Annotated in this window: 11 protein-coding genes; all 11 read right to left on the reverse strand. The window is 70.5% G+C overall.

The genetic code is table 11. The annotated features are described in order from the left end of the window. Window positions 1-402: 402 nt before the first annotated feature. On the reverse strand, window positions 403-1,695 hold the full coding sequence (locus PYR72_RS16725; protein WP_275456082.1) for an MraY family glycosyltransferase: 1,293 nt from the start codon (window positions 1,693-1,695) through the stop codon (window positions 403-405). A gap of 129 nt (window positions 1,696-1,824) precedes the next feature. Further along, window positions 1,825-3,063, reverse strand: a complete 1,239-nt coding sequence (gene glyA / locus PYR72_RS16730) for a serine hydroxymethyltransferase (RefSeq protein WP_275456083.1) — start codon at window positions 3,061-3,063, stop codon at window positions 1,825-1,827. A 109-nt stretch (window positions 3,064-3,172) separates the two neighbouring features. Continuing rightward, on the reverse strand, window positions 3,173-3,844 hold the full coding sequence (locus PYR72_RS16735) for a low molecular weight phosphatase family protein (protein WP_037728589.1): 672 nt from the start codon (window positions 3,842-3,844) through the stop codon (window positions 3,173-3,175). Then, window positions 3,841-4,488 (reverse strand): L-threonylcarbamoyladenylate synthase, encoded by a 648-nt coding sequence (locus PYR72_RS16740; protein WP_275456084.1) that lies wholly within the window; start codon window positions 4,486-4,488, stop codon window positions 3,841-3,843. The genes PYR72_RS16735 and PYR72_RS16740 overlap by 4 nt, the downstream gene beginning before the upstream one ends. A 71-nt stretch (window positions 4,489-4,559) precedes the next feature. Continuing rightward, window positions 4,560-5,405 carry a peptide chain release factor N(5)-glutamine methyltransferase gene (prmC, locus tag PYR72_RS16745; RefSeq protein WP_275456085.1) on the reverse strand — a complete coding sequence of 282 codons (846 nt, stop codon included), beginning with the start codon at window positions 5,403-5,405 and terminating at the stop codon, window positions 4,560-4,562. 39 nt (window positions 5,406-5,444) lie between these two features. Then, window positions 5,445-6,521, reverse strand: coding sequence for a peptide chain release factor 1 (gene prfA / locus PYR72_RS16750; protein WP_275456086.1), 1,077 nt, complete (start codon window positions 6,519-6,521; stop codon window positions 5,445-5,447). A 138-nt stretch (window positions 6,522-6,659) separates the two neighbouring features. Beyond that, window positions 6,660-6,881 (reverse strand): 50S ribosomal protein L31, encoded by a 222-nt coding sequence (rpmE, locus tag PYR72_RS16755; RefSeq protein ID WP_028804216.1) that lies wholly within the window; start codon window positions 6,879-6,881, stop codon window positions 6,660-6,662. A gap of 175 nt (window positions 6,882-7,056) precedes the next feature. Continuing rightward, window positions 7,057-8,202, reverse strand: coding sequence for an LCP family protein (locus PYR72_RS16760; protein WP_275456087.1), 1,146 nt, complete (start codon window positions 8,200-8,202; stop codon window positions 7,057-7,059). Between the two features lie 211 nt (window positions 8,203-8,413). Further along, the gene (locus PYR72_RS16765) at window positions 8,414-10,147 is read right to left on the reverse strand and encodes a trypsin-like serine protease (protein WP_275460430.1); all 1,734 of its coding nucleotides are present in this window, start codon (window positions 10,145-10,147) and stop codon (window positions 8,414-8,416) included. Window positions 10,148-10,312: 165 nt separating this feature from the next. Next, window positions 10,313-12,337, reverse strand: a complete 2,025-nt coding sequence (gene rho, locus PYR72_RS16770) for a transcription termination factor Rho (protein ID WP_275456088.1) — start codon at window positions 12,335-12,337, stop codon at window positions 10,313-10,315. Window positions 12,338-12,745: 408 nt separating this feature from the next. Then, window positions 12,746-13,699, reverse strand: a complete 954-nt coding sequence (thrB, locus tag PYR72_RS16775; RefSeq protein ID WP_275456089.1) for a homoserine kinase — start codon at window positions 13,697-13,699, stop codon at window positions 12,746-12,748. Window positions 13,700-13,731: the final 32 nt, after the last annotated feature.

Consider the following 13,731-nt stretch of genomic DNA (forward strand, 5'->3'; position numbering starts at 1 on the left):
GACGAGCGTAGACCCCGGGGGCGAGCGGACATCTCACGCCTGCGGACCGTCGCATTGCGGTCCTTCGACTCTGTCCCGGGTTCTCGTGAACCGTATCACAAACTATTTGATGAGGTCTTTACCTGAATGCTGTGCCAGGTGTCACACATGAGAGTGAACCTGCCCTTCTGTGCAAAAACCAGGCCGACTTGTCTGGTATAAGGCCGTTTTGCACCGTCAGGTTCTTGCATGGCATCGGCAAAGCGTTAGTCAGATTCTTACCTTGCCGTCAGCGCGACGCCCGGCCCGTGCGCCCTCACGACGGACGGCTGGAGGCCGTGTGCGACGTCCGCACACGGCCTCCAGCCGTTTCCCGAAGATCGTCCGAGCACCGCGTCGGCGCCCGCGCCGCGCGGTCGCGGCTCAGCGGCCCGCGCCCGCCGGGCTGCGTTCCGCTTCGTGCTCGTGGGCCCGGCCTCCGATCGCCGTCGCACCGTTGAGCGACGGGGTCCAGTCCGCCGCCGGCTCCGGGGCGGTGGCGGGGACGACCGTACGGCGGCGGTAGCGCGGCGGCACGATGCGTTGCGCCCAGCGCGGCGCGCGCGGGGTGAAGCGGGGCAGCAGCAGGAGGAAGAGACCCGCTCCGCTGAACATCGCGATGGCGAGGACGATCCACATGGACGCCGCGTTCACGGTGTACGCGAGGGTGCCGAAGGCGATGACCGCCGACCAGAAGTACATGATCAGCACGGCCCGGCTGTGCGAGTGCCCGACCTCCAGGAGGCGGTGGTGCAGATGCCCCCGGTCCGCGGCGAACGGCGACTGGCCGCGCCAGGTGCGCCGCACGATGGCGAGGATCAGGTCCGCCGCGGGGATCGCGATGATGGTCAGCGGCATCAGCAGCGGGATGTAGACCGGCACCATCTGGTAGACCGTGCTGCGCTCCGAGCCGTACAGGTTCATCACGTCCGGGTCGACCTGACCCGTGATGGAGATCGCGCCGGCCGCCAGCACCAGGCCGATCATCATCGAGCCGGAGTCGCCCATGAAGATCCGGGCGGGATGCATGTTGTGCGGCAGGAAGCCCAGGCACATGCCCATCAGGACCGCCGCGAAGAGGGTGGCGGGGGCCGCGCCCTCGATGCCGTAGCTGTACCAGAGGCGGTAGGCGTACATGAAGAACGCGGCGGAGGCGATGCAGACCATGCCGGCCGCGAGTCCGTCGAGGCCGTCGACGAAGTTGACCGCGTTGATGGTGATGACGACCAGGGCGACCGTGAGCAGGGTGCCCTGCCACTGGGTCAGGGCGACGATCCCCACACTGGGGATCGGCAGCCAGAGGATCGTCAGACCCTGCATGACCATCACACCGGCCGCGATCATCTGGCCGCCGAGCTTGATCAGGGCGTCGATCTCGAACTTGTCGTCCAGGACGCCGATGAGCCAGATCAGCGCGGCCCCGGAGAGCAGCGCGCGGGGCTCGTCGGACTTGGCGAAGACCTCACTGAGGTTGGTCAGGTGGTCGGCGACCAGCAGACCGGCGCAGAGTCCGAAGAACATCGCGATGCCGCCGAGGCGCGGTGTCGGTTCTCGGTGGACATCGCGCGCACGGATCTCCGGCATGGCTCCGGCCACGATCGCGAACTTCCGCACCGGCCCTGTGAGCAGGTACGTCACCGCGGCCGTGATGCAGAGCGTCAGGAGGTATTCACGCACAGGCTTCCCCACAGGTCTCGCTGGCCATCACAGCCCCACACCCTAGCGAGGCGCGCATAAGGTTGAGGACATCCGGGTAGCGACGATGGTTGCACGTGATGCTGTGCACGGTGGTGCGTCTACCCCACCTCAGCGCGGATACGGCGGAAATCTTCCGGCCAGTTCCCGTACGTCCTCACGCGTCCGCTTGCCGTCCCCGCCGTCCCGCAGGGCTCCCGCGAACAGCACGGCGAGCCGGGCCATCTCCGTCTCGCCCATGCCCTGGGTGGTCAGCGCGGCGGTACCGAGCCGCAGGCCGCGGGCGTCGCCATGGGGCAGCGCGCAGCAGTCGAGGACCATCCCGGCGGCCGCGAGCCGGCCGCGGGCGGTGCGTCCGTCGACGCCGAGCGGCGCGGGATCGACGGTGAGCAGGTGGGTGTCGGTGCCGCCGGTGACGACCCCGAGCCCCTGCTCGGCCAGCCCCCGGGCCAGGACGCGGGCGTTCGCGACCACCTGATGGGCGTACGCGGTGAACGCCGGTGTCGCCGCCTCGCCGAACGCGACGGCCTTCGCGGCGATGGTGTGCATCTGCGCGCCGCCCTGGGTGAACGGGAACACCGCCCGGTCCACGCGCTCGGCCAGCTCGTCCCCGCACAGCAGCATCCCGCCGCGCGGCCCGCGCAGCACCTTGTGCGTGGTGGCGCACACGATGTCGGCGTACGGCACCGGGCTGGGCGCCGCTCCCCCGGCGACCAGCCCGATCGGGTGGGCGGCGTCGGCGATGAGATAGGCCCCCACCTCGTCGGCGACCTCGCGGAAGAACGCGTAGTCGATGTGGCGGGGGTACGAGATCGACCCGCAGACGATGGCCTTGGGGCGGTGCGTGCGCGCGAGGGTCCGCACCTGCTCGTGGTCGATGAGCCCGGACTCCGCCTCGACCCCGTACCCGACGAAGTCGAACCAGCGGCCGGAGAAGTTCGCGGGCGACCCGTGGGTGAGGTGACCGCCGAAGTGCAGGCCCATCGCGAGCACGGTGTCGCCGGGGCGCAGCAGGGCGGCGTACGCGGCGAGCACGGCCGAAGAGCCCGAGTGGGACTGGACGTTGGCGTGCTCGGCCCCGAACAGCGACCTCGCCCGCTCCACGGCCAGCCGCTCGGCGACGTCCACCATCTCGCAGCCGCCGTGGTGCCGGGCCCCCGGATAGCCCTCCGCGTACTTGTTCGCGAGCGGTGAGCCGAGGGCGGCCAGCACGGCCGGCGAGGTGAAGTTCTCCGCGGCGACGAGCTGCAGCGTCGTCGTCTGCCGATCCAGCTCGCCGAGCAGGATGTCGGCCAGTTCGGGGTCCTGCCGCCGCAGGACATCGGCCTCTAGGACAGGGGTGACCGACATGGTGGACTCCGGGGCGTCGACGGTGACGTAGCACCAATGTAGGCCCGGGACGCCCCGCATGCGCGATGTCGTGCCCGCCGACGTCCGCGGGTTCGGGGCCCGGCGACGGCTACGCCCGGGCCGGCACCCCCGTCAGCGCGGTCACCACGGGGTCCAGCGCCTGGTGTATCTCGTCGCCGACCGACCGGAAGAACGGGAGAGGGGCGCCGTAGGGGTCGTAGACCTCGTCGGCCTCGGCGGTGGGGGCCAGGAGCCACCCGCGTAGAGCGGCGGCGGCACGGACCAGCGCGCGTGCGCGGACGACCATGCCCTCCTCCAGGGAGGGCAGGGTGGTGGGGTCGATGGCGCGGACCAGGCGGGTGAACTCCTTGAGGGTGAACGTGCGCAGCCCGGCGGAGTGCCCCATGGAGATGACCTGGGCCCGGTGGTCCCGGGTGGCCGTCAGCACCAGGTCGGCCCGGATGACGTGCTCGTCGAGCAGCTCACGCCCGGTGAAGCCGGAGGCGTCCGCGCCGAAGTCCGCGAGGACCGCCTCCGCGTTCGCCTCCATGGGCGCCCCCTCGTGCCCCCAGGTCCCGGCGCTCTCGACGACCAGACCGCCCCAGAGCGGGTCGCCGAGCCGGTCCGCCAGGGCATGCCGGGTCAGCCGCTCGGTGATCGGCGAGCGGCACACGTTGCCTGTGCTGACGTGGAGGATGCGGAAGGTGTCCCGCGGCAGCCCCGTGAAGGTCCGCGTCTCTTCCCCGTCCCATATGCCACGCCCCGCGTCAGGGGCCGTCAATTCGCCACCTCGAGGTCGGGTACGACCTTGCGCAGCTCCTCCGCCGAGAGGGCTCCCGCACGCAGCAGGACCGGCACCTTGCCCGTGACGTCGACGATCGAGGACGGCTCGTTGCCGGGGGTCGGGCCGCCGTCGAGGTAGACGGAGACGGAGTCGCCCAGCATGGCCTCGGCGGCGTCGCAGTTCTCCGGGGCCGGGTGCCCGGTCAGGTTGGCCGAGGAGACCGCCATCGGGCCGACCTCGGTCAGCAGTTCGATGGCGACCGGGTGCAGCGGCATACGGACGGCGACGGTGCCCCGGGTGTCGCCGAGGTCCCACTGCAGCGACGGCTGGTGCTTGGCGACGAGGGTCAGCGCGCCCGGCCAGAAGGCGTCGACCAGCTCCCAGGCCATCTCGGAGAAGTCCGTGACGAGGCCGTGCAGGGTGTTCGGGGAGCCGATGAGCACGGGTGTGGGCATGCTGCGGCCCCGACCCTTGGCCTCCAGGAGGTCGGCCACGGCCTCGGAGGTGAAGGCGTCCGCGCCGATGCCGTACACGGTGTCCGTCGGCAGCACCACGAGCTCGCCCCGGCGGACGGCGGACGCGGCCTCGCGCAGACCGGTGGCGCGGTCGGTCGCGTCGTTGGTGTCGTATCGCCGTGCCATCTAGCGGGCCTCCTCGTACACGTACTGCTGCTGGGGGGTGGTGACGGGGCGCGTGCCCCTGCTCGTGCGCATCAGGGCAGCGCCTTGCGGGCGGTCGCGAACCGCGGCCGGTTGTTGAGGTCCGGGTGGTCGGCCGCGTCGGCCCAGCCCCGCTCCTCGGTGAAGATCCACGGCACCTGGCCGCCCTGGGTGTCGGCGTGCTCGATGACGACGACACCTCCGGGGCGCAGGAGCCGATGCGCCGTGCGTTCGAGGCCACGGATCAGATCCAGGCCGTCCTCGCCCGAGAACAGGGCGAGTTCGGGATCGTAGTCGCGGGCCTCGGGCGCCACGTACTCCCACTCCGTGAGCGGAATGTACGGCGGGTTGGAGACGACCAGGTCGACCTGGCCGTCGAGGTCGCGGAAGGCGTCGAGGGCGTTGCCCTGGCGCAGGTCGACACGGGAGCCCGCCATGTTCTTGCGGGTCCAGGTCAGGGCGTCCTCGGACAGTTCCACGGCGTGCACGCGCGAGCGCGGCACCTCCTGCGCGAGGGCGAGGGCGATGGCGCCGGAGCCGGTGCACAGGTCGACGATGAGCGGCTCGACGACGTCCATCGCGCGCACGGCGTCTATGGCCCAGCCGACCACCGACTCGGTCTCCGGCCGGGGCACGAACACCCCTGGCCCGACCTGCAGTTCGAGGTAGCGGAAGTAGGCGCGCCCGGTGATGTGCTGGAGCGGCTCGCGCTGCTCGCGCCGGGCGATGACCTCCCAGTACCGGGCGTCGAAGTCGGAGTCCTTGACGGTGTGCAGCTCGCCCCGCTTCACGCCGTGCACGAACGCGGCGAGCTCCTCCGCGTCGTTGCGCGGCGAGGGCACGCCGGCGTCGGCCAGGCGCTGGGTGGCCTGGGCCACTTCCGCGAGCAGCAGGTTCACGCAAGTCCTCCGTCGTACTTCTTCGTGCTCGTGCGTGCCTTACGCGGCCGCCAGCTTCGCGGCCGAGTCCGCGTCGACACAGGCCTGGATCACCGCGTCGAGTTCGCCGTCCAGGACCTGGTCCAGGTTGTACGACTTGAATCCGACCCGGTGGTCCGAGATGCGGTTCTCCGGGAAGTTGTACGTGCGGATCTTCTCGGAGCGGTCGACCGTGCGGACCTGGCTGCGGCGGGCGTCGGCGGCCTCCCGCTCCGCCTCCTCCTGCGCCGCCGCGAGCAGCCTGGAGCGCAGGATACGCATCGCCTGCTCCTTGTTCTGCAGCTGGCTCTTCTCGTTCTGGCAGGAGGCGACGACTCCGGTGGGGATGTGCGTGATGCGCACGGCGGAGTCGGTGGTGTTGACGGACTGCCCGCCGGGTCCGGAGGAGCGGTAGACGTCGATCCGCAGGTCGTTCGCGTTGATCTCGACGTCGACCTCCTCGGCCTCGGGGGTGACGAGCACACCGGCCGCGGAGGTGTGGATGCGGCCCTGCGACTCGGTCGCGGGCACCCGCTGCACGCGGTGCACCCCGCCCTCGTACTTCAGCCGCGCCCAGACGCCCTGGCCGGGCTCGGTGGCGCCCTGGCCGCCCTTGGTCTTCACGGCGACCTGGACGTCCTTGTAACCGCCCAGCTCGGACTCGGTGGAGTCGATGATCTCGGTCTTCCAGCCGACGCGCTCGGCGTACCGCAGGTACATGCGCAGGAGGTCACCGGCGAACAGGGCGGACTCGTCGCCGCCCGCACCGGCCTTGATCTCCAGGATGACGTCCTTGTCGTCGCTGGGGTCGCGCGGGACGAGGAGCAGCCGCAGCTTCTCCGTCAGTTCCTCGCGCTGCTTCTCCAGCTCCTTGACCTCGGCGGCGAAGTCCGGGTCGTCCGCGGCGAACTCGCGGGCCGTGTCGATGTCGTCGCCGGTCTGCTTCCAGGTGCGGTACGTGCCGACGATCGGGGTCAGCTCCGCGTAGCGCTTGTTCAGCTTGCGCGCGTTGGCCTGGTCCGCGTGGACCGACGGGTCGGCGAGCTTCTTCTCCAGGTCGGCGTGTTCCCCGACCAGTTCCTCGACCGCCTCGAACATCTCTCCGGCTCCCTGTACGAACGTTGTGAGTGGGCCGGTCCCGGGGGTGTCGCCCCCGGTCCGTGCCTGTGCGCTGCACCGCAAAGCGCCGGTCCCGATGCCCCCGGAGGGGCACCGCGGACCGGCGCTGGGGGCTCGCTACTTCTTGGCAGCGGCGGCCTTGCCGAAGCGGGCCTCGAAGCGGGCCACGCGGCCACCGGTGTCGAGGATCTTCTGCTTGCCCGTGTAGAACGGGTGGCACTCGGAGCAGACCTCGGCACGGATGGTGCCGCTCTCGATCGTGCTACGGGTGGTGAACGACGCGCCACAGGTGCAGCTGACCTGCGTCTCGACGTACTCGGGGTGGATGTCGCGCTTCAAGGTGTCTCCTAGGTTCGGGAGGGCGCCGGGTCGCCGCCGCGGGATGCGGGAGCGTGAACCGGAGCCGACGTACCAGTCTGCCAGCACTGGTGCCATCTCCCCAAACCAGGGGGTGGGCTCAGGTATTCCCCGCGCCCCCGGCCCGGCTTACGGCCGCCCCGGTTCCCCGTGCCGCTCAGGTGCCGGCGCGCACGACGCCCTCGGCGCTGCCGGTCGCCGTGCCCTTCGTCGCCGACCTCGGGATCGGCCGGTCGGCCTTCAGGGCCGCCCAGACCTGCTTCGCCTTCGCCTCGTCCACCAGGACGCGGTTGGGGTCGTCGGGGTCGTACTGGACCGGCATGGTCACCATCGTCATGTTCTTGGCGCCGATGCCCTTGAGGCCGCTCGCGAAGGAGGCGAGGTCGTTGACGGTCTTCAGGTCGGAGTCGGTGGTGATGGCGTCGGTGGCGGAGACGGCGAGGTCGTACGCCTTCTTCGGGTTGCCGAGGATGCCGACGTCCTTGACCTGCGCGATGAGGGCCTTGATGAACGCCTGCTGGAGCTGGATGCGCCCGAGGTCGGACCCGTCGCCGACCCCGTGCCGGGTGCGGACGAGGCCGAGGGCCTGCTTGCCGGTGAGCGTGTGCTCCCCCGCCTTCAGGTTCAGATGGCTGTCCGGGTCCTTGATGTCCTTGGTGGTGGTGATGTCGACCCCGCCGAGGACGTTGATCAGCTTCTCGAAGCCCTCGAAGTCGACCTCGATGTAGTGGTCCATGCGGATGCCGGTCATGGACTCGACGGTCTTCACCGCGCACGCCGCGCCACCCGTGGAGTACGCGGAGTTGAACATCGCGTACGAGGCCGCCGGATGCGTCGTGCCCTTGGCGTCGGTGCACTCCGGCCGCTCGACGAGGGTGTCCCGGGGTATGGAGACCACGCTGGCCCGCTTGTGGCCCTCGTAGACGTGCACGACCATCGCCGTGTCGGAGCGGGCGCTGCCGTCGTCGACACCGCCGCCGAGCTTCTTGTTGCTGCCCGAGCGGGTGTCGGAGCCGAGGACGAGGATGTCCTGCGAGCCGTTGTCGACGTCGAGGGGCCGGTCGGTGCCGAGGGCCTGGTTGATGTCGACGTTCTTGATGTTGCCGTTGAGCTTGAAGTACAGGTACCCGATGCCCGTGCCGCCCAGCACGAGCACACCCGCCGCGGTCCACAGGACGGCGACCGCCGCTCTGCTGTGACCGCCGCGTGTCCTGCGGCGGCGGCCCTTGCTCGCCCGGTGGCGCGGGCCGGTGGTGCCGGGACGGCCCGGGTTGCCGGTTGCCTGCGTGTTCTCGGCGGACATCTGCTCCTCGGTTCTCTTTCCGGTCGGTTACCCCCTGCGTTCAGGCCCAGGCCTGCCGGGACGGATGTGGCCATACCGCTCCATGGTCACTCCGTTCGGTCAGACGGAGTAATCCGGGAAAGGGTTGCACAACGAACGGTGCCCATCGCGTAAAACGCGATGGGCACCGTGAGTGACCGATGAGCCCGAGGAGCCGGGCTCACCTGGTGTTTCAGCCGAGCAGGTCGTACTGGGCGTAGCTGGTGCCGACCGAGCCGCGTGTGCCGAAGATCTCGCTCGTGGCCTTGCCGGTGCCCTTGTAGAGGTAGAGCGTGCCGGCCGGGGTACGGGCCAGGAGGTCCGCCCTGCCGTCGCCGCTCACGTCACCGGGGGTGATCAGCGTGTTGTAGGAGCTCCAGTCCGAGCGGACCTTGATCTTGGCGGCGAAGGCGCCCGTGCCGGACTTGCCGGTGCCCTTGAACAGGTAGATGTTCGAGCCGGTCTTGGTGCGCGCGATCAGGTCGGCCTTGCCGTCGCCGGTGAAGTCGCCGTGACCGAGCACCGCGTTGTACGAGTTCCAGCCCGTGCTGACCTTGACGCGGGTACCGAAGGAGCCGGTGCCCTTGCCGGGGTAGATCCACAGGGAGCCCGCCGAGTCGACCGAGAGGATGTCGGGCAGGGCGTCGCCGGTGACGTCACCCGGGGTGATGATCCGGGTGCGGGTCTTCCAGTCGTCGAAGATCTGCGTGGTCGTCCAGGTCTTGGACGAGGGCACGTACCGCCGCCAGAAGACGTCACCGTCGGAGGAGCGGCGCAGCACGAAGTCCTGGTAGCCGTCCCGGTTCAGGTCGGTCTGCTGGACGAGGTTGTAGCCGGTCCAGCTGCCGTTGGAGCTCAGCGACGCGCGGTCGGCCAGCTTGGAGCCCGTGGAGGCGCGGACGTAGCCCGTGCCGGTCTCCTTGTTGCGCAGGAAGACGTCGGCCTTGCCGTCCCGGGTGATGGCGGCGTCGTCGACGCGCGGGTAGGTCGCGCCGACGTACTTGCTGACCTTGGCGAAGACCGGGTAGGCGCCCTTGTAGACGCAGTCGGTGACGCCCCAGGAGACGACGCCGACGACCTTGTTGTTGACGACGAGCGGGCCACCGGAGTCACCGTTGCAGGTGGCGGTGGTCGTGGCGTCGGTGCCGCCGGCGGGCTTGCCCGCGCAGACCATGTGGCCCTTGATGAAGTAGCTGCCCCAGGTGTTCCCGCAGGTGGTGTCGCTCACGATCGGCAGCGTGGCCGTCTTGAGCGTCTGCGAGATGTCGTCGTTCTGGGAGCTGGTGCGGCCCCAGCCGTACGCCTTGGCCGAGGTGCCGGCCGTGTACGAGGCGGTGTCGTCCGAGGTCGTCATCTTGATCGGCGTGGCCTTGACCGGCGCCGACAGCGTCAGGACGGCGACGTCGTTGTCGATCGCGTCCTCGTCCCACGAGGAGTGGTTCCACTGGCGCGACAGCGTGCTGCGGGTGCCGCCGTGGTAGTCGACGTGGTCGAGGGTGCCGTCCTCGTTGTAGACGGCCGTGGGCAGCTGGTCGGTGCCGGTGATGATCTCGCCGTACTTGACCCAGTCGAAGTAGTCCTTGTCGACGCAGTGCGCGGCGGTGAGGATCTTCGTCGGCGAGACGACCGAGCCGCCGCAGAAGAAGCCGAGGTCCTGGGTCGGGTCGTAGTACCAGAGCTGCGCCATCCACGGCGCCGAGCCGATCGTGGTCGTCGAGCCGCCGATGATCTGGGCGGACCGTTCGAGGCCACCGTCGGAGCTCGCGCTCGACGACGGCTGCCGCTCCGGAAGGTTCGCGTTCGCGGAGTCGTCCGCGGCCATGGCCTTGGCGATCCGCACGTCCAGTGCGTCGGGCGTCGTGCCGGTGTCGGCGGAGACCCCGCTCGCCGACGTCAGCAGCAACGCCCCCGCTATCGCGGCGGCCATGGCTCCGGACAAGGGTCTAGCCACTCGATTCCCCCCTGGGAGTACAACAATTGTTCCGAGCATGAAGACCGTGATCGTACACGTGTCCCCTCAAGCAAACTGGGGCCACCCTCACATGGAGGGTGGCCCCAGCGCAGTGCTTTTCGACTAGCCGCCGTTGCTCGACTAGTCGCCGTTACCGGGCATCGGCGTCGTCTTCTGGATCTGCAGCAGGAACTCGCCGTTCGACTTCGTCTGCTTCATCTTGTCGAGAAGCAGCTCGATCGCCTGCTGGGAGTCGAGCGCGTGCAGCACACGGCGCAGCTTCCAGGTGATGGCCAGCTCGTCGCTGCCGAGCAGGATCTCTTCCTTACGGGTACCGGACGCGTCGACGTCCACCGCCGGGAAGATGCGCTTGTCGGCGAGCTTCCGGTCCAGCTTCAGCTCGGCGTTGCCCGTGCCCTTGAACTCCTCGAAGATGACCTCGTCCATGCGGGACCCGGTGTCCACCAGCGCGGTGGCGAGGATGGTCAGCGAACCGCCGTCCTCGATGTTGCGGGCCGCACCGAAGAAGCGCTTCGGCGGGTACAGGGCGGTCGAGTCGACACCACCGGACAGGATGCGGCCGGAGGCCGGCGCCGCCAGGTTGTAGGCGCGGCCCAGACGCGTGATCGAGTCGAGCAGCACGACCACGTCGTGACCCAGCTCGACGAGCCGCTTGGCCCGCTCGATGGCCAGCTCGGCGACCGTCGTGTGGTCCTCGGCCGGGCGGTCGAAGGTCGAGGAGATGACCTCGCCCTTCACCGACCGCTGCATGTCGGTGACCTCTTCCGGACGCTCGTCGACGAGGACGACCATCAGGTGGCACTCGGGGTTGTTGTGCGTGATCGCGTTGGCGATCGCCTGCATGATCATGGTCTTGCCGGTCTTCGGCGGGGCCACGATCAGACCGCGCTGGCCCTTACCGATCGGCGCGACGAGGTCGATGATGCGGGTGGTGAGCACCCCCGGGTCGGTCTCCAGACGGAGCCGGTCCTGCGGGTACAGCGGCGTCAGCTTGTTGAACTCCGGGCGGCCACGGCCGTGTTCGGGCGCCATGCCGTTGGTGGAGTCCAGCCGGACCAGCGCGTTGAACTTCTCGCGGCGCTCGCCGTCCTTGGGCTGGCGGACCGCGCCGGTGACGTGGTCACCCTTGCGCAGGCCGTTCTTGCGCACCTGGGCGAGCGACACGTACACGTCGTTCGGGCCCGGCAGGTAGCCGGAGGTACGGATGAAGGCGTAGTTGTCGAGGATGTCCAGGATGCCCGCGACGGGGATCAGGACGTCGTCGTCGGCGAGCTGCGGCTCGGGGGCGCCGATCTCGTCACGGCCGCGACGGCCACGACGGTCGCGGTAGCGGCCGCGACGGCCACGGCGTCCGCCGTCGAAGTCGTCGTCGTCCTGCGGGCCGTTGTCACGCTGGCGGTCCTGACGGCCGCCGCCCTGCTGCTGGCCCTGCTGCTGACCGCGGTCGCGCTGCTGCTGACCGCCGCCCTGCTGCTCGTCGCCCTTGCCCCGGCGGCCGCGCTCGCCGCGCTCCGCGCGGTCGGTGCGCTCACCGCGGTCACGGCCGCGCTCACGGCGGCCCTGACGGGCCTCGCCCTGGTCACCGGCGTCGGCCTTGGCCTCGGCCTGGACCGGCGTCTCGGCCTTCGGCTCGCTCTTGGCCTCGGCGGTGACCGTCTCGGGGCTGCCCGCGTCGGCGGTGGCACGGCGCCGACGGCGCTCGGTGGGCGCCTCGTCCCCGCCGGCCGGCTGGCCGGGGATCTCGATCTGCTGCTGGGCCACGGCCTTCTCGGCCTTCTCGGCGGGCGCCTCGGCCTTCTTGGCGGGGGCCTTCTCGGCGGCCGGGGCCGCGTCGTCGCCCGTGCGCGCCTTGGAGGTGGCGCGGCGCTTCGGCTTGGTCTCGGTGGCCGCCTCGGCCTTGGCCGGGGCGCCCCCTCCCGCCTGCGCGTCCTTGATGACCTCGATCAGCTGGCTCTTGCGCATCCGCGCGGTGCCCCTGATGCCGAGGCCGGATGCGACCTGCTGCAGCTCGGCCAGCACCATGCCCTCTAGGCCGGTGCCGCGGCGCCGCCGGGAGCCGGCACCGCTGGCAGGCGCGGCGTCCGTGGCGGGCGCGGCAGCGGTGTCCTCGACACGTGCGCCCATCAGATCGGTGGTGTCGCTCACGAAGGGTCCTTCCCTGGAGCGGACGTCGGCCTTCTGGCTCGGCGACCGTTTGTGCTGTCCGGCTTCGGCCCTGTTCGGGTGGACCGTGCCGGGGCGGTGGTCCGCCAAAGGCGGCGGAGGAGATTTCTGATGATTCGGCGCTTTCCGGGCCGTGGCACCGAGTGTCAGTGTCACGGGGATCGGCGACGCGCCGGTTCCGGGGCCTGCTCGGCAGACCGCTCAGTGCCTGCGTACGGCGTAGAGCTTGACGTACGAAGCACAGTGCGGCTGGGGAGACTCCCGGAAGAAAGGTTGTCCCTGACGGGGACGATAAGCACCTCGCCATGGCTGGGGCAGGTGCAGACTTGAGGTTAACACTACCGGATCCAACAAACATTCCCCCTCTCGAAATCCCGCAACCGGACTCCGCTATTCCTCGGCGCTGTCGGCGCCGGGTCCGGTGACGGTGGTGGTGAGCGGCAGGACGCACGCCCCTCGGGCGTCGAGGTCCAGCCGGTTGGCGGCCCAGCCCGCACCCGCGAGATCGGCCACCTTGTCGGCGCTCGCGTCGTCGGCCAGGGCCAGGACGGTGGGTCCGGCGCCGGAGATGACCGCGGGGATGCCGTCGGCCCGCAGCCGCTCGACCAGGGCCGTGCTCTCCGGCATGGCGGGCGCCCGGTACTCCTGGTGCAGCCGGTCCTCGGTGGCGGGCAGCAGCAGCTCGGGGCGCCTGGTCAGGGCTTCCACCAGGAGCGCCGCCCGGCCCGCGTTGGTCGCGGCGTCGACGTGCGGGACGGTGCGCGGGAGCAGTCCGCGCGCCGTCTCCGTCAGCACGGGCTTCCCGGGGACGAAAACCACCGGAACGATGGAATCCGCGGGCTCCATCCTGATCGCGCGCGCGGCGCCGCCCTCCATCCAGGAGAGCGTGAAGCCGCCGAGGAGGCAGGCCGCCACGTTGTCGGGGTGGCCCTCGATCTCCGTGGCCAGTTCGAGCAGCGCGGCGTCGTCCAGCCGGTTGTCGCCGCCTATGGTCACGGCGCGGGCGGCGACGATGCCGGCGCAGATGGCGGCGGAGGAGGAGCCGAGGCCGCGGCCGTGCGGGATGCGGTTGGCGCACACGATCTCGAGGCCCCGGGGCTGTCCGCCCAGCAGGTCGAAGGCGGTGCGCAGGGAGCGGACGAGCAGATGCCGCTCGTCGCGCGGGAGCGTCTCGCTGCCCTCCCCCGCGATGTCGACGTGCAGGCCGGAGTCGGCCACCCGGACGACCACGTCGTCGTAGAGCCCCAGCGACAGGCCGAGGGCATCGAAGCCCGGGCCGAGGTTGGCGCTGGTGGCGGGGACGCGCACCCGTACGGCGGCGGCGCGGAACGCTGGACCGGCCATCGCTCGATGACTCTCCTTGAGCTGCGGGATCG

Source organism: Streptomyces sp. VNUA24 (genome assembly GCF_029167005.1).
In the GTDB taxonomy this organism is placed as follows: domain Bacteria; phylum Actinomycetota; class Actinomycetes; order Streptomycetales; family Streptomycetaceae; genus Streptomyces; species Streptomyces scabiei.